The 19,789-nt window shown below is 39.2% G+C and carries 16 protein-coding genes; 4 read left to right on the top strand and 12 right to left on the bottom strand.

Features of this window, described 5'->3' with window-relative positions; genetic code table 11:
- Positions 1–162: 162 nt before the first annotated feature.
- Positions 163–870 (top strand): hypothetical protein, encoded by a 708-nt coding sequence (locus FNH22_RS02475; RefSeq protein ID WP_143396724.1) that lies wholly within the window; start codon positions 163–165, stop codon positions 868–870.
- A gap of 23 nt (positions 871–893) precedes the next feature.
- On the opposite strand, the gene FNH22_RS02470 is transcribed toward FNH22_RS02475, so the two are convergent.
- The 4 genes from FNH22_RS02470 to rfaD all read right to left on the bottom strand — a co-directional run bounded on the left by FNH22_RS02470 (position 894) and on the right by rfaD (position 7,370).
- Positions 894–2,579 (bottom strand): hypothetical protein, encoded by a 1,686-nt coding sequence (locus FNH22_RS02470; protein ID WP_143396723.1) that lies wholly within the window; start codon positions 2,577–2,579, stop codon positions 894–896.
- The gene (locus FNH22_RS02465; protein ID WP_143396722.1) at positions 2,579–3,610 is read right to left on the bottom strand and encodes a DUF4249 family protein; all 1,032 of its coding nucleotides are present in this window, start codon (positions 3,608–3,610) and stop codon (positions 2,579–2,581) included. The genes FNH22_RS02470 and FNH22_RS02465 overlap by 1 nt, the downstream gene beginning before the upstream one ends.
- 1 nt (position 3,611) lies before the next feature.
- A complete protein-coding gene (locus tag FNH22_RS02460; protein WP_143396721.1) occupies positions 3,612–6,230 on the bottom strand; it encodes a TonB-dependent siderophore receptor in 2,619 nt (872 codons plus the stop codon).
- Between the two features lie 183 nt (positions 6,231–6,413).
- A complete protein-coding gene (rfaD, locus tag FNH22_RS02455; RefSeq protein WP_143396720.1) occupies positions 6,414–7,370 on the bottom strand; it encodes an ADP-glyceromanno-heptose 6-epimerase in 957 nt (318 codons plus the stop codon).
- A 106-nt stretch (positions 7,371–7,476) separates the two neighbouring features.
- Here rfaD and FNH22_RS02450 point away from each other — a divergent pair, with 106 nt between their 5' ends.
- Together FNH22_RS02450 and lpxB are read left to right on the top strand one after the other, a co-directional pair.
- Positions 7,477–7,893 (top strand): 6-carboxytetrahydropterin synthase, encoded by a 417-nt coding sequence (locus tag FNH22_RS02450; RefSeq protein ID WP_143396719.1) that lies wholly within the window; start codon positions 7,477–7,479, stop codon positions 7,891–7,893.
- A 144-nt stretch (positions 7,894–8,037) separates the two neighbouring features.
- The gene (gene lpxB / locus FNH22_RS02445) at positions 8,038–9,132 is read left to right on the top strand and encodes a lipid-A-disaccharide synthase (RefSeq protein WP_143396718.1); all 1,095 of its coding nucleotides are present in this window, start codon (positions 8,038–8,040) and stop codon (positions 9,130–9,132) included.
- Positions 9,133–9,147: 15 nt separating this feature from the next.
- Here lpxB and FNH22_RS02440 read toward each other — a convergent pair whose 3' ends face one another.
- A complete protein-coding gene (locus FNH22_RS02440; protein ID WP_143396717.1) occupies positions 9,148–11,217 on the bottom strand; it encodes a helix-hairpin-helix domain-containing protein in 2,070 nt (689 codons plus the stop codon).
- Entirely contained in the window at positions 11,214–11,951 is a 738-nt protein-coding gene (locus FNH22_RS02435) for a hypothetical protein (protein ID WP_143396716.1), read from the bottom strand. The genes FNH22_RS02440 and FNH22_RS02435 overlap by 4 nt, the downstream gene beginning before the upstream one ends.
- Before the next feature lie 150 nt (positions 11,952–12,101).
- Here FNH22_RS02435 and FNH22_RS02430 point away from each other — a divergent pair, with 150 nt between their 5' ends.
- Positions 12,102–12,719: a toxin-antitoxin system YwqK family antitoxin gene (locus tag FNH22_RS02430; protein ID WP_143396715.1), complete on the top strand. Its 618-nt coding sequence runs from the start codon at positions 12,102–12,104 to the stop codon at positions 12,717–12,719.
- Between the two features lie 26 nt (positions 12,720–12,745).
- On the opposite strand, the gene FNH22_RS02425 is transcribed toward FNH22_RS02430, so the two are convergent.
- From FNH22_RS02425 to FNH22_RS02400, 6 genes are all read right to left on the bottom strand, one after another.
- Complete coding sequence (locus tag FNH22_RS02425) at positions 12,746–14,179, bottom strand: BamA/TamA family outer membrane protein (RefSeq protein ID WP_143396714.1); 1,434 nt, start codon at positions 14,177–14,179, stop codon at positions 12,746–12,748.
- Between the two features lie 152 nt (positions 14,180–14,331).
- Positions 14,332–15,456 (bottom strand): prolipoprotein diacylglyceryl transferase, encoded by a 1,125-nt coding sequence (locus tag FNH22_RS02420; RefSeq protein WP_255517964.1) that lies wholly within the window; start codon positions 15,454–15,456, stop codon positions 14,332–14,334.
- 71 nt (positions 15,457–15,527) lie between these two features.
- A complete protein-coding gene (gene nadE / locus FNH22_RS02415; protein WP_143396712.1) occupies positions 15,528–17,408 on the bottom strand; it encodes an NAD(+) synthase in 1,881 nt (626 codons plus the stop codon).
- 24 nt (positions 17,409–17,432) lie between these two features.
- Entirely contained in the window at positions 17,433–18,176 is a 744-nt protein-coding gene (rnc, locus tag FNH22_RS02410; RefSeq protein ID WP_143396711.1) for a ribonuclease III, read from the bottom strand.
- Positions 18,177–18,180: 4 nt separating this feature from the next.
- Positions 18,181–19,434, bottom strand: coding sequence for a beta-ketoacyl-ACP synthase II (gene fabF, locus FNH22_RS02405; RefSeq protein WP_143396710.1), 1,254 nt, complete (start codon positions 19,432–19,434; stop codon positions 18,181–18,183).
- 40 nt (positions 19,435–19,474) lie between these two features.
- Positions 19,475–19,711 carry an acyl carrier protein gene (locus tag FNH22_RS02400; protein ID WP_143396709.1) on the bottom strand — a complete coding sequence of 79 codons (237 nt, stop codon included), beginning with the start codon at positions 19,709–19,711 and terminating at the stop codon, positions 19,475–19,477.
- Positions 19,712–19,789: the final 78 nt, after the last annotated feature.

Genomic DNA, 19,789 nt, shown 5'->3' with positions numbered 1-19,789 from the left:
TTTGTGCCGGGTTTTTTTCTTTATAAGCTAAAACCTTGCTATGGCTAAATGAAAAGGGTTTGGGTATAGCGGAATCCTTTTTCCAAGTGTCAATTCTCATTGTAATTGTGATAACCCTGCTTTGTATATTAAATTTTTGAAATAGGATAACTCATTAACCTCATGTTGAGATCTTTAATAACCGTAATGTTATCAATGCTGGTGGCAGCGCTGTCTGCCCAGGATTGTAAAGTGCAAATGCCAGAATTACAAGGGGAATACTCAGGAAATTGTAAAAAGGGTTTAGCGCATGGTCAGGGTAAGGTAAAAGGTGACAAGGTCACTTATGAAGGAAATTTTAAAAAGGGGTACCCTCAAGGCAAAGGAGTAATACAATATCTTGAGGATGACCGTGTTTTTAAAGGTCAGTTTAAGGAGGGGAGAATATATGGTTTTGGACAGGTATTTCAATCGGATAGCCTTGTAAAGGAGGGGTATTGGAAAGGTGATCTAATGAATTATAGATATCTGGGAATAGAAGAAGCCGATTTGAAGGGGTATAAGATTTTGCAAGAAGATAATCTTGGCCAGGCTAAGTTGAAGATATCACGATCTGATAATAATTCTGAACTGATAACCATACGACTCAATGACTTGAAAAACAGATCTATTGCAGATATAAGTGTTGAAGAACGAAATAACGGGCAAATTGCAAAGTCTACCTTCACCAATAGCCGGTCTTTTGTAGAGATTAATGCAATAGAATTCCCATTTATTATTACTATCAGGTACACCGTGTCATCAGGACAAAGCAATAATTTTACAGTACCCGTGATATTAAGATTGGAAATTTTCGAATCTGGTGATTGGTTGATCAATATTACCCATTAGGCCGGTATTTGTATAAATGTACTTTATTGTTGTTGAGGAAGTGCGATCTGCTCTTCATGAAAAACAAAGTTGCCTTTATTATCATATCCACGGATAGACATTATCGGCTGAAAATAATAGTCAGGTATCTTAATATTGAGTGTAAGTTCAGTCTTTTCCCAACCAGTACTGACATGTGGGTTCCAATAGATAACAGGTTGTAGAAAACTGATTTGATCATTTGTATTATCAGGCAGCCATTTCGAAGAAAACCCATTTAAATAGACTTTCTTAATATTTCCGAGAGAACTTTCGTCTACGCCACTTTTAGTAAAGAAGGATAGTACCCCATATCGTGCGGCATTGCCGATATTGGCAAGTGTTCTTACCTTATTAAGTATCTCTACTTTATACAATGATTTTGGGTTTAACGCCAGCACTGAACTCGTATGAACGGGGATGCCATCCAACAGTATCAAAGGAACCCCTTCAAAATTCTTTTTAAGTTCAATGGAGAACATTTGCAGTTGGCCTGATTTTGTAATGCTCACCTTTGGAATTAACTTATCAATGACATCTATCATGTTATCTTGAAGTATGTAATCATCAAAAAAAAGTTCTTTGTCGAATTGACCATATAGCTTATTTTTTTCGTGGGCCCTCTTCACCGTTGTAAGTGATTTATGTTCATCTGGTATAGCATTCTTACTACGAAAATGTGTTGCGAGCCTTCTTCTTTGAATGGAGGATGAAAACTGGTCTTTTATTTCCTGTAGTTTTAATTCAACTTTAGGCACGGGAAAAGGTAGGTTTCCTATGTCTAATACCAATTGGTATTGCATTGTATCACTCATTTGTGAGTGATATGTAAAATAGCCCTTGTGTACACCTTCGAAGTTTAGACCGCTTAACGTGAATTTTCCATTGATATCGGTTTTAGAATAAAATATACCCGAGGATATTTCAGGAACGGTAAGGATCACATCGCAATAACTACAGGTTGTTTGATTTCTACTTTTTACATGTCCTTCAATTTTAAACGTATTGGCAGAAGATTTATCAGCGCTCTCCTTTTCTGAAATAGGGTAGGGTTTTGAATAACTGCTATTATAATGGGTGTAGGAGCCATTGAAATTAAGATCCTCAATACACTGAGCCTGGTCCTTTAATCCGATGGATAGATCAAGTTTATCGATTCCAGGATTTGTACATTTTAATTTAAGGCTTACCATGCGCTCAGATGATACTTGTTCTTCTGATAAAGTCAAACTTAAATTTCCAGATATTCTTTTGCTGAACGGTGATTCAACAGCTATTTCAAGTAAACTGTCCTTATGGATCAGATCAATTTCACTTGAAAAAACGGGTAAGTCCATGGCACCGATGAGCCTGTTGCCTTTGTGAGTATATGCTATTATTTTGTAGACATTTTCATCTGAATTTTTAGGTATTCGTAATGTGAAAGGTGTTAGATGCTGTTTAGTCTTGAGCATAACCTCAGTCAAAGCTGTACCATCTGTTTTATAAATGCCCAGAACAATCACCGAATTTAATGAGTGACACCCGTTAGTATATAGTGTGCCGTTTATTGTTTCATTTGACAATGCATAATTCCTGTCTAAATGTATATAAGCGCATTGTTCATATGCAAGTGAGTGAGTAGCATTGATCAAAACTATTGCAGAGATTAAAAAACCCTTTATTACAGTATCGTAAAGTTTTATGCTCATTATTCAAATTGTGGTGGTATTTCCAGGGTGGAGTTAGGCCAGGCCTCTGTACAGGTAAATTGAACTTCTGGTATAGCAGTGTTAAACCCTGCGCTTACACCTCTATTGAAGAATATGGATCCTTTACTAACCCCGGAAGCGCTAAAGTGGCCCTTTACAGGTATGTTGGTCTCTAAATCAACTATATTTAAGTCAGCCAGGTCACTAATCTGAGGGTCAAAAATACTACCTTTTATGCCTTGTTGATCCACAAGAGATTGCCAGAAGTTGAACCCGGCTTTATTCAGTGAGTAAACAGTAACTTCCATAAAGTAGAAGCTATTAAAATCATAAATTTGGTTACCTACTTCGATCGTGGTAGTGTTGTTAACGGTATTTCTACTGCTCCCAATCCGTATGTTTTGATCGATTGGTTTTCTGAAAGACCAACAAAACTCAACACAAAACTCTCCTGTCAAACATTGGAATGGAGGCGGGTTCTGAATATCTCCGGCAACTTGCGCTATGCCAAGGGTGCTGGTTCTAAAGAAAAATGGCTCATCTTGTTGATCAGATGAAACTGTTGCGAAAAATCGATGGTTCCCTTGCACTTGTTCAGTCCCCTCGATAAGTGTGGGTTCAAATTCCACTAGTACAGAATCTACGATAAGAGGTTTTTGTAATTTTTCAGCAGTAGACTCAAAGATTCTGTCATCAGCAAGAACGATTCGTAAAGTATATTCCATTCCAACAGTACCGGCAAATAGTTCTTGTTCAGGTTTGTAAACGCCCTCTTGTTTTTCGCAAAATGGTGTGATTATGCCATTATTATCGGTCACGGTAATGACGGCTCCTGAGCTAAGGGAGTTGTTAGTTGAATTACTCCCAAGACTAGCTGTCGTGGAGACTCTTACAAAGCTACTTCCCGGTTCATTGGTGATTAATCCTTCGATGACAGGCTGAGGCTTTATTTCATTGTCTTCAATTGGAAAATTATCAATACAACCAAAAGAAAGTAGTAAAAGTATGAATAGTAACTTTCTGAATGTCATTTCATTTATTGAGGGTTAAGTTAAATGTAAGGGAAGGAAAAGGAGCGCCTAAAACTGAAAGTTGTTTAGCTTGTCCATCGTTATTGTCTACAAAAACGGAAAAAACATTTTTCCTTCCATACAAATTGTAGACAGAAAATGTCCAGCTGGTATCAAATCTTCTATTTTTCTTATGTGATCCTTCTAATGTGATGGACATATCAAGCCGATGAAAATCAGGTACCCTGAAATTATTTCTTGATATATCGGAAAACACCCTGACCCCATTTACTATTAATGTACTCTGAGGCAGTGTGACAGGCCTTCCTGAACTGTAAGTAAAAGAGGTTGAGAAACGCCATAACCTTCCTAATTTCCAATTACCTACAATATTGAGATTGTGCGGCTTGTCAAAATTAGCAGGAAGGCGTTCTCCGTTATTCAATTGATCATCGGCTACGTTGCTCCTAAATCGTGATCGGGCCCTGGACCATGTATAACCGATTCGTCCGGTGAATTTTCCACGGGTTTTACGGATGAGTGCTTCAAGGCCATAAGCAGTTGCTTCACCCTGTAACGTTTGAAAGGGGAGTTCTTCATTTAGCAAAATACGTGCTCCATTTTTGAAATCAACGGTGTTTTCTATTTCCTTGTAAAAGGCTTCAAAAGACGTTTCATAGTCATTGGATTTTGAGTTTTTGAAATATCCCAATGAGATTTGATCAGACACACCAGATTCCAGGTTAGGAGAAGAGGGTCGCCAGAGATCGGTAGGCAGGGAAGCTACCGTATTAGACATTAAATGTATGTATTGAGCTGTTCTGCTATAAGATGCCTTAATAGAGGAACTGCTGTTGAGCCTATAACTTATAGCCAGTCGGGGTTCAGGGTTAGTATTTAGTAATTTTACTTCCCCGCTTTGCAATAACGTACTGTCTGTTATTGATTCACGAGATCTCGTTTCATTAGCGGCAAATTCATAAAACTTATCCTCACCAATGTTAAAGAAGGAAGACAATCTAAGGCCTAATTGTACTCCAAAGCGCTCTGATATATTAAATTCATCATTGATGAAAATGGAAAGGTCTATTGCCTTTTGATCTGGTAGTTCTTGAAAAATTGTTTCAGAATTCTGACTACGAGGTTCTATTTTTCCGGTCCTGAAATTGTAATGATTAATTTCAATACCCGCTTTATAGTTATGCTTGTTAAGCAAATAATTAAAGGTGCCTTTAAAGGCTATTTGATCAATGCCATTGGAAAATTCAGATTCCTGATTGAATGTTGCATCATCAATGTCGGCATCATACTTTGTGTAAGAAGTGATAAAATTAAGTTTTAAGTCCTCGTTAACAGGCTTCTCATAGCTAATACTTCCTAATAGGTTAGAGTAACTTAAAAGAGTGTCCTGAGTGATGTTAAATTCGTCAAAACTATAGTATCCGTTGAGTGTGATGATCGAGCCATCTTTAAACTCGTGATCATACTTCAGGTTAGCGTCAAAGTAATTCGCACTACTGTTTTTAATACTACTTTCGTCAGGAAATGATGATAAAACATAAGTGGGATAAGCTGCCCTGGCAGCCAGTATCAACCCGGCCTTTTTGTTTTTTATAGGCATGTCTAGAAAAACCCTACTGGAAACAGGGCCAATGCCTGCATTAAAGCCTAACTTCTCTTTGTTAGGTACTTTTTGGTTTACTTCTAATACCGATGAAATCCGTCCCCCTTTATCAGCAGGTATTAATCCTTTGTAAAGCGTAAAATCCTTAATGAGATCGGGGTTGAAGATGGAGAAAAAACCTAATAAGTGTGAACTGTTATATAATGGAGCTCCATCCATAAGGATTAGATTTTGATCTATTGACCCTCCGCGCACATTAAAACCAGATGCCCCTTCGCCAACTGTACTTACTCCGGGAAGAGTGATGACGGCCCTGGAGATATCTAATTCTCCTAGGAAAGTTGGAATACTCTTTAATGTATTTAGATCAAATTCAAAAGATCCCGGTCTCAGGCTAATCAGGTTAACTTCCGGGCTTTTACTGGTAATTACAACTTCTTCCAGTTCAACTGTTTTTTCAAATAGCTCAATTTCCAGATTCACATCGTCATATAAGGATAATTCAAAGTTATTTTCGTAGGTGCCTAAGCCTATTACTTTTATATTGTAAATGCCCTCGTCCAACTGACATTCAAAGTATCCCGAAGAATTGGTGTTTAAGATTACATTAGCCGGATCAATGAATATCGTGCCTGCATTAATTTTATCTCCCTTTATTGCATCCTTTAACTGACCGGAAAAACGGTATTGGACAGGCTTACGATCGGTTGAGGCTGCTTTTTCTTTTACAGACTCATTTGACATTAACACTATCACATATGAATTGTAAAAAAAATAGTCGATCTTGAAATCTGTCTGCAGTGAATGTAACAACTCATTTACACTGAAGCTAAGTGCCTTATCAGGAAGCTTGATGTTTTCTGCTGTAAGGCTATCTGCCAGAAGTTTTATGGAATATTTACTTTGAACATGTTTTTTTAAAATCTCATAATTGACGCCATCATCATTCTGAGCGTATGAGACGAATGGAACAGATAAGATTAAAATGAAGAAGGTTAAAGAAATACGTTTGACCACAAAATCCAGTTAAGCTACTAAAATTAACTACTGAAGGTTAATTGAAGTAATTAATAACGTGAAAATTAAGTCTTTTTTTTAACGTATTTTACGGTATTGATTATGTGGTAAATAGTATTTATTTTCCACAGGACTTCTTTAATCCCTTTTAAAGAAAAAGCTTAATAATCCGTTTCCATCTTGCTAAAATTTAATGAGGTGGTCTGTTACATATTCCTCCACTCCATCTTCCAAAGAATAAAACTTATCAGTGTATCCCACTGACCGTAACTTATCCATGTTAGCCTCGGTAAAATATTGGTACTTATCACGGATATCTTCCGGTGTATCTATAAATGAGATGTTTTCCTTCTTATCCATGGCTTTGAATACTGCCCGGGTAAGGTCCAAGAAAGTCCGGGCCTTTCCACTTCCTAAATTGTAGATGCCGGAGTTTTTTCTGTGATGCATCAACCAGTAACATACGTTTACCACATCTTTCACATATACAAAGTCCCGCATTTGTTCACCGTCTTTATATTCCGGATTGTGTGAACGAAACAGCTTCATGCCATCCGAATTTTTTATCTGGTTATAAGCATGCCAGATCACTGATGCCATACGTCCTTTATGATACTCATTAGGCCCGTAAACGTTGAAAAATTTGAGTCCGGCCCAGTAAAATGGTTTTTCTTCCTGCTCCAATGCCCATACATCAAAATCTTGTTTTGACTGACCATAAGGGTTCAATGGCTTCAGTTGAGAAATAGTGGCTTCATTGTCGTCATACCCATATTCTCCCAGTCCGTACGTTGCCGCAGAAGAGGCATATACTAATGGTATCTGATAGCTACAACACCTTTTCCAGATCTGCTTTGTGTACGTTGTATTCATGCGGTTGAGCAGGCCTACATCAAAAAGGCTGGTATCTGTTTTGGCACCTATATGAAAGATAAATTCAACTTCTTCGTAGTTATTGTCCAGCCATTCCATGAAACCGTCCCGGTCTATTTTATGGAGCAGGTTTAATCCTTCAAGGTTTTTATTCTTAAGAGGATTATCAAAATTATCAACGGCGACGATGTAGTTGAAATTTTGATCGTTTAGTTTCTTGATTAATTGACTGCCAATAAAACCTACAGCACCTGTTACTACGATCATATGATATGCGTTTTGGGCAAAGTAACTTAATGATTTCAGGAATAGGAAACATAGGTTCTGAAATCTTTCTTATTGACTATCTTTGCGGCAAATACGGTCAGAATATATGGTTTTCGTAAGCAGACACGAACATTTTAACGCAGCCCATAAGCTTTATAACCCCAAATGGTCACCCGAAAAAAACGAAGAAGTTTTTGGGCCATGTGCCAATGCCAACTGGCATGGACATAACTTTGAGTTGATTGTAACCGTAAAAGGCGAACCTGATCCGGATACGGGTTTTGTAGTGGATTTAAAGAAATTGAGTCGACTGATCCGTAGAGAAATTACAGAAAAGCTTGATCATAAGAACCTTAACCTGGATGTGCCATTCATGAAGGATAAAATGGCCAGTACGGAGAACCTGGTCATAGAGATATGGAAAATACTGGTGACTACACTTAGTACAATATCTGATAGAGCACAATTACACTGTGTCAAATTGTATGAAACACCAAGAAATTTTGTGGAATACTACGGATGATGTCAGATACGACATACGACCTGGAAAGATCTGGTCACAATTAGCAAGTTTGAATAACTAAAACTTTCAGCTATCCATTTTATTCTATTTATAGGCCTTAACTTGAGTTTTATACATTCTCAATTAAAATTAATTAATAGCTAGATGAGATATTATCTGATAGCCGGAGAGCGGTCCGGTGATTTACACGGAGGAAACTTGGTAAGATCGCTAAAAAAGAAAGATCCGGAGGCAGAATTTCGTGGGTTTGGTGGAGATGCGATGGAATCTGAAGGTATGCACCTGTCCGTGCACTATAGAGATCTTGCGTTTATGGGATTTTGGGAAGTATTCAAAAACCTTGGAACAATATCCGGTTACCTCAAAAGATGTAGGGCTGACATCGTCCAGTTTCAGCCTGACGTTGTCATCCTGATTGATTATGCCGGGTTTAATTTAAAAATTGCCGGGTTTTGTAAAAAACAAAATATAAGAGTGTTCTATTATATATCTCCCAAAGTATGGGCCTGGAATACCAAACGTGCGCTTAAGCTTAAGAGACTTGTGGATAGGATGTTTGTTATTCTTCCCTTTGAGAAGGAATTCTATAAAAACTATGGATGGGAAGTAGATTACGTCGGTAATCCGGTGCTGGATGCCCTCAAAAATCATGTATCTCAAAGAGCTGATTTTGACGAGCAAAAAACAGTGGCGCTATTACCGGGGAGCAGGAAACAGGAATTGGAATATGCTGTTCCTTTATTTGTAGGGCTGGCGGATCGTTTTCCAGGTTACGAATTTGTCGTGGCAGCTGTTGATAATATTGAAAAAAGCTTGTATGCTTCGTTAGATGAGAAGCAAAATGTAACCCTCTTATATGGAGAAACTTACGATCTTTTGGCCAGGGCTAAAGCGGCTGTAGTTACTTCAGGCACAGCGGCACTTGAAACAGCCTTGTGGAAAACACCGCAAGTGGTAACTTACCGCACTAGTAAGGTCACTTATTGGATTGCTAAAAGCCTCATCAAAGTAGATTACATTTCATTGGTAAACCTGATTGCCGGTAAAATGGTAGTAAAGGAGCTTATTCAGGAAGATTTTAACCTTGAAAAGCTGTCAGAAGAGCTGATGTTATTGATGGATGACGAGGGTTACAGAGCTCGTATGCTAAGGGAATATGATGATATTTATAATCTTTTAGACCAGGGTTCTGCCAGTGAAAATGCTGCTGATAAAATGGTCAATTACCTCAATTTGTAAAGAACCTCTTGAATATCAAAAACGCAGCCTGGTTTGTAACCTGATCACCGTTCTTTTACTTCCATTAATTTCTTCCAGTCCTGAACCTATCGTTTTAGCATTTCTAAAATGTGTACGGCTATATTTTAACCAAAAGTCAACATTCCGGCTCAGCTTGTATTGTAACATAAAGTAATTGCGTATGCCTTTGCCGTTAAGAGCTGGAATGGAAAAAAGATACAGCACATCTCGCTCAAAGGCATATTGACGGTTATCAAAATCATCAGTTTCAAACAATGCCATTCGCCCACTGATACGCCAGTTTTTAACGTTAGCATTTACGTCTTGTATCAGTACAAATCCTTGTGTTGACGGATTTGACAAAGTGAAGGAACTCCATTGTATTCTGGATTTGAATGAAAAATGGTTAGATACTTTATGTTCCAGGTTGACCAGGTAATTGTCCTTTACACCTTGAACAGTTACAGGGATGTTCCCTGTAAGGTCTTCATTAGTAGCATTACGCGCTTTTGACTGTCTTCTGTATTGAAAATAGAACCGCGTGTGTTTTCTAATGCTGTAATTGAGTCGCAACAGGTATTCATGGCCCTGTGAAGGAGCGAGGGCAGAGGACCTGATCCAATCAAAGGTAAAGGAATCAAAATAAGCAGATAGACTTATATGCTCGTCATGAGTGTATTTAATCCCCCAGTACCATCCACGTTCGTTGTTATTTCTGTTCAGCTCTCCAAAACCGTTTCCATAAAAAGAATGGAAGGCTTTACTGTAATTTCTAAATAGGAGTGCACTCTCCACCTTCTTACTTAATGGAGCAAGGAGGCCGGTTACTATGCCATGACCACCAGATGCAGAACGGGCTATTTCTCCAAAGAAAGTGTAGTTGTCCACGGCATAATTGAAAAACGTGCCATAGACCATGTTATCCTTTCCTGCGAATTCATTTTGGCTAATTAGTGTAGTGTTTCTGATCATAGGAATGGAATATCTGGTGAACAAGTAATTAGCCCCAAGCATCAACCTGTTCTTTTGGTATGTGACACTAACTCCTGCGTTTTGTTCCATTAGTTGGTCCTTGGCACTTATCTCAGAAGTCGTTCTATGGAAACCGGACGTACGAATTGTGCTTACAAATTCAGCAGAGACTTCATCGGTTTGGATCACAGCATCCTGGTTTATCCGGGAATAGAGCGTGGTCATGGTTACATTATTAGAGACCTTGGCTGTGATGGCGGCACCTCTGAAAAAATGAGATTCTTGTAGTGCAGTATATGGACGAATACCTGAATTTACCCGTCTTGTGGTGGTAATGGTTTCTGCCCCCTTGCCGATGTTAAATCCGGAGCCAAAAATAAGCCCTTGTCCGGATTGCAATTGAAAATCACCCAGAATGACATTTTTCAACTTGCCACGGTTTTTTAATTGCAAATGAAAACTGTAAAAATCATTGCCATATCGTTTTGTTTTAGGGTCCAGGATCAGTTGCTCCCCGGCATCTTTTTCTGTGGTAAGGCCCAGGCTGAAATCATTGGTGTGACTCACTCTAAAGCGTGCATACCATTGATCAGGGGAACCTTTGTATCTGGTCGTAGAACTGCTATCGATGGGTGAAAAACCTCGTTTTTCTTCCAGTGTTCGTTCATATCGTAATAAGAGATAGTTATTTTCTTCTTTTAATACCCTTTGCAGGAAAGGGTGAGCACCCTTTGTAAGCCCTGATGATACTATATGTGTGAAATGAAGCAGGCGCTTAGCGGTCGAAACATTAAATGAAGGTATGGCTTGTAGTTCGTAAATAGATAATAATGGGCCATACCTGGTACGGTAGTCTTCGAATTCAAGGATTTGCTTTTCTGATAAAATATAGAGAGACCGAAGCTCTTCAAGGGTAGCAGTATTGAGGTCAAGAGGGTTTGCATAGCTTGATAAAAGTGCTTCATACATCTCTGTGTAATTGATGTCCTCATCTTGTATTGCAAATATCTCTCCGATAACTTGCTCAATATCCATAGTTTCATGCTCATGACGTTGACCATATGCGGATTGTATACTTGCCAATAACCAAATGAAAACAAATAGCCTTTTCATTTGGCAATATGATAAGATAAAGATGCCTGATGTGCTGAACCCAATACCTGGTGCAATGTAACAGCATAATCGATATTGATCCTCCAGGTTTTAAAACCCATGCCAAAATGATTGGTAAAAGGGGCTGTTTGTATACCGGTACGAGCGGAAAATTTAGGAAGAAAAGTATATTCAAGTCCTGACTTGAATCTAGTGTCAAAATCAATATCTTTTTCAGCTTCCAGGCTTAAAATAAGTTTTTCTGATGGCTGATAGGCAATACCGGCGTTGAATAAAGTTGGTATACGCTCATCCTGAAAGTCGGACAGGCGGGCCTGGTTGATGTTCCTTATAAATGCCCCAAAAGTCAGTTCTTCAGACAGCTCGGCCAAACCTCCAAAATCGATAGCGACTGCCCCGCGACTGTCCAACCCCTTGATCTGATACTGTCGATAGTTTATTCTTACCCCAAGACTGGCAATACCAAATGTGTTACCATATCCTGTCGATAAGCTTTGTTCATTATAAAGGTCATCGCCAAATTTAAATACACTGATAGAGCCTGTTCCAAAACCTATAGAGGACAATACACCAGCGCCAAAGTTATTTAACCCGACCCCTGAGAAATGTCTTTCAATAGAAAATAGTGAGGTAGTTCCTTTTTGTAATCCAATAGCGCCCGGGTTGTTAAATACTGACCATGCATCATCTAAAGTGGTGAATGCATTCCCCAAACCTGAAGCACGGGCACCCAAGGCTACTGCACCATTTTGAGCACGGGCATTAGTAAAAGCTAACGTGATTACTAAAAGCGAGAGTGATGTTAAATATTTCGTTTTAGAGTAAATTTGATTAACAGCGAATATATGTATGAACTTTAATTAATAATATAAAAAATCATACAAATGATAAAGTATTATTATATTCATCTCATTATCAATTTATTACCAATAATAGCAATATCTCAACATAGGCAGTACTATCCCAATGGTTCATTAAAGGCAGTAGGCGAACTTTTGATGGGTAAGAAGGAAGGAGAATGGCATTTTTTTTATCCTGACGGTCAATTGAGCAGTACGGAACAGTATCATAATGATCAACTTAACGGACGAGCCCACTATTTTGATAGTAACGGGAATAAGATCGCTCATGAATATTGGAAAGATGGAATACTTTCAGATAGTTCGTATTACTACCATGCCAATGGTCAGGTTGAAAAAGAAGGGAAATTTGCTGAGGGTCTATATAGTGGAGTGTGGGAGTTTTATCATGAAAATGGACAGCTCAAAAGACAAGTGCTCTATGTCAATGGGTTACCCGAGGGGCCCTGGACCTACTACAATGATAATGGGGTGGTCATTCAGCAAGGCCAGTATTCAAAAGGTAAAGAAAGTGGAGAATGGAAATTTTTTACGGATGATGGGAAGTTGGAGTATATAGGAAACTATAAAGACGGAGAAAGGGTAGGGACCTGGTATTCTGTTAACAAAAAGGGCAAGAAAAAAATAGTCAAACTGGATTAGTCAACTCTGTTTCCAGGGACATTTTATCAAAACTCTTTTTTAAGATGAAAAAATAACCCTGCTTCCCTCTCCCGATTTACGGAATACTCGAAACGAAATACAGAGTCATAATAGGTTACGAAGTCAATACCCAGCCCTGTGCCAAATAAAAAGCGATTTGCCAGCCGTTCACTCTGCTCGTAATCAGGGTAGTTTTCGGCATAACCGGCGTCAAAATAAGACTTGATATAAACATCTAAAGGAAATTCCCTGAATTGTTCAATAGGAATTATACCAATACGTTTTTTAAAAGATAATATCTTTTTCTTAAACGTAGTACGATTCAAATAATAATTGCGCCCCTCAATCAGAAAAAGTTCGTAACCTCTTATGAAGTCCTTCCTGAAACCGAGTGCTGAGATATTAGCATAAGGCTGGTTCTCCGGTGTACTTATGAAAACAGAAGAATAGTTGGCAAAATAGAAATTCTTTCCCACGTCATAGAACCTGGATAGTGAAACATTAAATTCAGTTTGATCAATATCATTGAAAAAACCTAAACCTAATTTAGAAGCCTGAAAATCAAAACGATACCCTTTTAAGGGATAAGGAGAAAAATCTCTTCTATCAATGATCATAGAATACTTTATTCGGAAATACGTTTGATCGACTCTGCCGTTACCGTAATATTCAGGATTTAGCGCGGCAATCGTATCACTAATGCTATTGTGATTATAAGCCACTTCTACATTGTGGGTAGTATAAAATGATTTGCGAAAACGGTACCCAATCCCAAAGTTACGCCGTATTCTTAGTAATTCTTCCGCATCGAAAAACGTTTGTAGATGGTCTAATGTGTTGATGCCTATGTTTTTGTTTTCCGAGTAATCGAAAGCAAATGAAAGGCCATGTTTTTGAGATTTGTCAATTTGAGGGATACGATAAGCCAGTCTGAAATTTTGAGTGAAACCAAATTGTGCTACAAGTCGCAAGGATTCGTTTCGTCCTCTAAAATTATTTTTGGTGAGTTTTACTCCAAAGTTTGTCCTGCCAAGGTTACCATCCCTGTTTTGCCACCAATCGTTAAAGTTTCTGTCCACCAGATCGAATATGGGCGCTGGAAATGTATACCACCTTTCTTTTACCCTAACCACAATATCTACCTTATTTGGGGACAGGTCTAGTGTGGAAATTTCTACTGAATTAAATAGCCTGAGATTTTGAATTTTGTACTTCTCTTTTTCAAGGATTTCCCGTAAATCCTGGTAGTCATAAAATGAGCCTATTTGAACATCCATTTCACGGAGAATGATCCTATTTTTAGTCACTTTATTTCCGATAATAAAGATGTTATCAATCTCCACGTAGCGTGTGGCCGAAGTATCAGAGTTTATGAGTAAATAACTCGTGTTAAGGGATTTATCCACTGAGTCTGGTGGGGAAGTCTGGGCCAATAAAAAGGAAAATAATAGAGCGAACATCTTCTTACCTACACCATACGATATGTTTTCCTTTGATAAGCGGAACGTTAATGTTAAGCATAAAAAATAGCTAATTCAATAGGTTGTAAGTTCTATTGTGTAAAGCCACTAACAACGGCCCGCGGTAAACTAACAGATAAACTTCGACAGAGTTATTTTTTGAGCCTGAGTGCTCTTACCAGGATAAACAGGCCACCCAGAATCAAAGGAATACTCAATAATTGACCCATGTTAAAAGCCATAGTGTCTTCAAAGGATACCTGGTTTTCCTTAAACAATTCATGCACAAAGCGTAAACCAAATAACAGGATAAGGAAGATACCCAGGAGTAAGCCATCCGGAGTTTTTATTCTCATTTTATTCCAGATCAGGAATAGGAGAATGAAGATCATCAATGATGTGGAGGCTTCATAGAGTTGTGTAGGGTGACGTGAAATGCCATAAGCACTTACTGCAGCATTAAAAGAGCCATCCGTATTCTTATTAAGTGTGTATTCCAGCTTATGGTCGGTGATTAATATATGATTATTCAGGTAAGGGTAATCAAATAGAATATTGGTAAACCTTCCTTCAAGATATTTTTTCAATGATCCTTCGGTAAGGATCTCAGGCTGATTTTTAAAGGCAATCTCTAAAGTCAGTGGTACATACCCTTCCTTATTTTCTATTTCTTTTTGGGCATGCTCAGCACTGATCTTTTCTATGGGACTTGAATCTTTTAAAAAAGTATCATGTAGGTTTTTAGAAAATACTACACCATAACCTGACCCGGTGGGGACACCGTAAATCTCAGAGTTCATGAAGTTACCCATCCTTATCAAACAACCAGTCAGCGCTACTACAATAACGATACGGTCCACTACCTGGAGCCAATTCTGATTAGGTCTGCTGACTTTTTTAAACTGGAATTTCCAGCTGATATCATATTTAGTGTAGAGCCATAGCGCCAGGAGTATGCCAAATGCTGCCCCGTGACTGGCCAGCCCTCCTTCCCATATTTTTAAAATATCAATGGGGTTAGCTAAGTATTTATCAGGCTCGTAGAAGAATACATGCCCTAAGCGGGCTCCTAGAATGGTGGCAATCACCATAAAAATAGTCAGTGTTTCCACATCTTTTTCAGGCTTGCTTTCATTCCGATAGATGTAGAACATGATCTGCTGACTGATGAGGAACCCCAGTGCAAACAATAAACCGTACCATCTGACAGGTCTCCCACTGATAAAAGGCAGCCATTCGGGGAAAACAAAAATTTCCGGGTCTGCACCCCAGATCATGAAGCTTAGAAAAAACATCGCACAAACTTAAATAAATTACTCATACACTGGACAGTAATTGTTGTCAAATACTACCTTTTTTTGAGAAGTTCTAACTCCTCACTGAAGGCGCTGGACAGAATAGGGAACCTACACCAGGTACGTGGGTCTACATTAAAGTCATCCAGGTGAAAAGCCGGCGCAATCCGTTCTCTTTTCCATTGGTTTTGGGCCCACAATCTAAAAAACTTGGTGATATGGTTTTTAAGCAGTTCCTTAGACTCTAACCCCCTTTGATATAAAATGTCAAAAACCTCAAGAGGTGATTTGTGGTCCCGGATGGCGAGTTTTTCAATTTCTACGATTACAGCATAAGGCATCAGATCATCTTCATCGGTTTGTGTGGAAGTCAGAGGGCGTAACTCAGCGCTGGGCTTTAGGTTATTCACATTATTTAGAGAAGAATATCCAAGACTTTCCTCAGCCCATTTTAACCACTGGATTATAAAACTTTTGTCTACTGCGGCTATTGGTGCAATACTTCCACTAGTATCACCATCCATAGTAGTATATCCCAAATCACCTTCACTTCGGTTAGAAGTAGTTAATAACAAAGCCCCTTTTATATTAGCCAGCATCCAAATAATGGGTGAACGACTCCTGGCTTGAATATTTTGTAAGGCAAGATCATCACTCAGCCAGTCCAGTTTACGTTCTAGAACGTTTTCTATTTTGTTTGAATAGGATTGTACCTCATCGTCTATTTTCCAGGAATAGAAAGTGGCGCCAATATCGTCAGCCAGGCATGCTGCAGAATTAAAGGTGGCTTCTGACGAGTTTTTAGTACCCTGATAAGCACATGTGAGCAACTGAGCAACGATTGCCTTGATAACGGCCATATTCTGCCCATGCCCTTTAAATTTACCCACTGCCTTAACACCTAACCTGTCTATGAATTTGTCAACCCCTAATTCGTTCACCCCACGCTTGACCATTTCAGAGACCAAAATAGCTATACTGGAAGAGTCAGCCCCCCCACTCAGTGAAAGTACAAAGCCGTTGGTTTTACTCTTTCTTAAGTAATCAAACAGGGCGAGTGCACCGGCCTGGGTGAATTCATGATTTTTATCTCTAACAAATGATGCAGGGGCGGGGTATTCTTCCGCTACATTAGAAAAGTCAATGTCTGTGTGGACCAGGTCGACTCCCTGGAAAGATAACCATTCATTGCGTTGGATCAGTTTTCCATACCTGGCTATAAGCACTTCACCATCATATATCATTCTCCCCGCCTCATTGCCAAGCAGGTTTGCGTAGAGGTAGGTACAGTTAAAGTTTTCAGAACTCTTAATGATCAATTCCTCTCTGTCTTCGGTTTTTCCAAACGCAAAATGACTGGCGCTGGGATTGATGATGAGCTCCACGCCTTTTTCGTAAAGCCGGCAGGCAGGGCGATCCTGTCGCCATGCATCTTCACATATCTCAAAACCTATCTTTATGCCCTTGTGCTTAAACAAGATATCTCCGATAGGATATTCAATCCCATTCAATTTTATATTACTCGCCTTATCTACCGGCCAGGGGGTAAACCATCGTGGTTCATAATGCACACCATCATTTGCCAAGTTCTGCTTGGCATAAATCCCGACGATCTGTTTACCTGATACCAATGCAGAACAGTTGAAAGACTGCCCGTCATGTTTTAGAGGGAGTCCGATAACCACAGTTATGGTATCGCACCATTGAGCTACCTCTAATAAAAGCTGTTCCGATTTTTGGTAGACCCAATCACTAAGAAAAATATCTTCACATCCATATCCGGTAATACATAATTCAGGAAGACACAGAATATCTACGTGGTTTTCCACCGCGGTCTCGATGGCCTGATGAATATTATGGAGGTTGTTTTGCCAGTCTAGTGGTGTTTGGTTTAGTGCAGCCCCTGCAATTCTAAGTTTTCCGGCAGCGTCCATATTTTAAAATGAAGATTAACATCGTTAAGATAAATTCAATAGCTGGAAGGTTTTCTGAGCGGCGTCTTGTTCCGCCTTTTTTTTATTAAAGCCGTATCCGGTTCCCTTAGGTTCGTCATCAATGTACACAAGTGCTGTAAATTCCTTATAGTGCTTTTGATTTTTTACTTCTATAATGTCAAACTTTATGTCTTTGTTTTCCTTTTGTGCCCATTCAATGATCCGGCTTTTATAGTTTGTAATGGAATGGACGATCTCATCGAGGTCAAAATAGGGGATTAGTAGTTTATTCCATATGAAGCGTTTGCAGAATTTATAGCCTTTATCCAGGTATACGGCACCTACTATGGCTTCAAGTGTATCGCCATAAAGAGATTTATGGGAAAGCTTGCCTTTACTGGCCTGGTCATACTCGATAACACTTTCCAGCCCAAGTCTTTTACCCAGATTATTCAATGATTCACGATTCACTAACCGTGACCGTATTTCAGTCAGAAAACCTTCATCCTTATAAGGGAATTTTTTGAATAAATAGTCAGCCACTACGGCACCCAGTATGGCATCTCCCAGGTATTCCAGTCGTTCGTTGGATTCTTTTATCCCATTACTATTTTTGACAGCGATGGAAGCGTGTCTTATAGCCAGTCTGTACAGTGATAGATTAGTAGGGGTAGCACCGACCACGGTTTGGATGGCAGTAATTAACCTTTTGTCTTTTTCAGGACTTGCGTGGAATAGGTTTAGGAGGCGCTTTGCCGCACTATACACCAGGTTATTCGTCTAGTTTCCTAAATATAATCGACGTATTATGACCACCAAAACCAAACGTATTACTCAATGCAACTTTCAAATCCTTTTCCTGGGATTTATTGAATGTTAAATTCAATTTGTTGTCTAACTGATCGTCATCTGTAAAGTGATTGATAGTAGGGGGTACAGTGTTATGCTCAAGTGCTAATATAGAGGCTACTGCTTCGATAGCTCCGGCCGCACCAAGTAAGTGCCCGGTCATAGATTTTGTAGAACTAATATTGAGATTATAAGCATGCTCCCCGAATACTCTTTTTATGGCCAGTGTCTCACTCATATCGCCTAGTGGTGTAGACGTACCATGTACATTAATGTAATTAACTTGATCAGGAGATATGTTAGCATCATTAAGTGCATTGAGCATCACGTTAGTAGCGCCTAAGCCTTCCGGGTGAGGTGCAGTAATATGGTGTGCATCGGCTGACATACCGCCACCAATGAGTTCGGCGTAGATTTTTGCTCCTCTTGCTTTGGCATGTTCGTATTCTTCCAGAATCAAAGCTGCGGCGCCTTCTCCCAATACGAATCCGTCCCGATCTTTATCAAAAGGTCTGGACGCTGTTTCTGGCGAATCATTACGTTCCGAAAGCGCTTTCATCGAATTAAAACCACCTATACCGGCCTCTGTGACGGCCGCTTCACTACCACCGGCTATGGCAACGTCCATATGGCCGAGACGGATATAATTCAGTGCGTCTATAATCGCATTGGTAGCAGAAGCACAGGCAGAAACTGTAACGAAGTTGGGTCCTCTGAAACCATATTTAATAGAAATATGACCTGCAGAAATATCTGCGATCATCTTCGGAATGAAGAAAGGGCTAAACCTTGGAGTATTATCATTTTGAGAATAGCTCCTTACTTCATCCTGGAAAGTCTTTAATCCTCCTATTCCCGAACCCCATATGACTCCGGCTTTGTCAAGGTTAATGGTGTCCAACTTTAAATTGGAGTCATCCATGGCCTCTTGTGATACTACCAAGGCGTACTGCGAAAAAGGATCCATTTTTCTGGCCTCTTTGCGATCGAAGTGATCTTCAGCGCTAAAGTTTTTAACTTCACAGGCAAATTGAGTCCTGAATTTCTCCGGATCAAAACGTGTGATACGTGCAGCACCACTAACTCCATGTTTAAGCCCCTGCCAGTATTCGACAGAAGTATTGCCAATGGGTGTTAGTGCGCCTAAACCAGTAACTACTACTCTTTTAAGAGTCATAAAAGAATTTTGGAATGTGGGGGGTGTGAATATTATTAAATTACTTTACGTTTTCTTCAAGATAAGAGATTGCCTGTCCTACGGTAGCAATGTTTTCAGCTTGATCGTCGGGAATAGAAATGTTGAATTCTTTTTCGAATTCCATTATTAATTCAACAGTATCTAATGAGTCAGCCCCCAAATCGTTAGTGAAGCTTGCTTCAGGGGTAACCTCAGATTCCTCAACACCCAGCTTATCGATAATAATAGATTTAACTTTTTGCGCTATTTCAGACATGTTTAATATGATTTAGTTAAAATATCTGCAAAGAAATACATTCTAAGCCTTAATGCCAAACAATTTATACAAAGTTAT

Origin of the sequence: Fulvivirga sp. M361, from assembly GCF_007097395.1 — a bacterium.
Taxonomy (GTDB): Bacteria; Bacteroidota; Bacteroidia; order Cytophagales; family Cyclobacteriaceae; genus Fulvivirga.
The sequence above is the reverse complement of the archived record's forward strand: the minus strand, read 5'-3'. Positions and strand labels throughout refer to the sequence as shown.

Excerpts from the sequence above, each read along its gene's own strand:
- fabF (WP_143396710.1), bottom strand. The coding sequence starts at position 19,434 with ATGACTCTTAAAAGAGTAGTAGTTACTGGTTTAGGCGCACTAACACCC.
- FNH22_RS02450 (WP_143396719.1), top strand. The coding sequence starts at position 7,477 with ATGGTTTTCGTAAGCAGACACGAACATTTTAACGCAGCCCATAAGCTT.
- FNH22_RS02425 (WP_143396714.1), bottom strand. The coding sequence starts at position 14,179 with ATGTTCGCTCTATTATTTTCCTTTTTATTGGCCCAGACTTCCCCACCA.
- nadE (WP_143396712.1), bottom strand. The coding sequence starts at position 17,408 with ATGGACGCTGCCGGAAAACTTAGAATTGCAGGGGCTGCACTAAACCAA.
- FNH22_RS02465 (WP_143396722.1), bottom strand. The coding sequence starts at position 3,610 with ATGACATTCAGAAAGTTACTATTCATACTTTTACTACTTTCTTTTGGT.
- FNH22_RS02420 (WP_255517964.1), bottom strand. The coding sequence starts at position 15,456 with ATGATCTGGGGTGCAGACCCGGAAATTTTTGTTTTCCCCGAATGGCTG.
- lpxB (WP_143396718.1), top strand. The coding sequence starts at position 8,038 with ATGAGATATTATCTGATAGCCGGAGAGCGGTCCGGTGATTTACACGGA.
- FNH22_RS02440 (WP_143396717.1), bottom strand. The coding sequence starts at position 11,217 with ATGAAAAGGCTATTTGTTTTCATTTGGTTATTGGCAAGTATACAATCC.
- FNH22_RS02400 (WP_143396709.1), bottom strand. The coding sequence starts at position 19,711 with ATGTCTGAAATAGCGCAAAAAGTTAAATCTATTATTATCGATAAGCTG.
- FNH22_RS02475 (WP_143396724.1), top strand. The coding sequence starts at position 163 with ATGTTGAGATCTTTAATAACCGTAATGTTATCAATGCTGGTGGCAGCG.
- FNH22_RS02470 (WP_143396723.1), bottom strand. The coding sequence starts at position 2,579 with ATGAGCATAAAACTTTACGATACTGTAATAAAGGGTTTTTTAATCTCT.
- rfaD (WP_143396720.1), bottom strand. The coding sequence starts at position 7,370 with ATGATCGTAGTAACAGGTGCTGTAGGTTTTATTGGCAGTCAATTAATC.
- FNH22_RS02430 (WP_143396715.1), top strand. The coding sequence starts at position 12,102 with ATGATAAAGTATTATTATATTCATCTCATTATCAATTTATTACCAATA.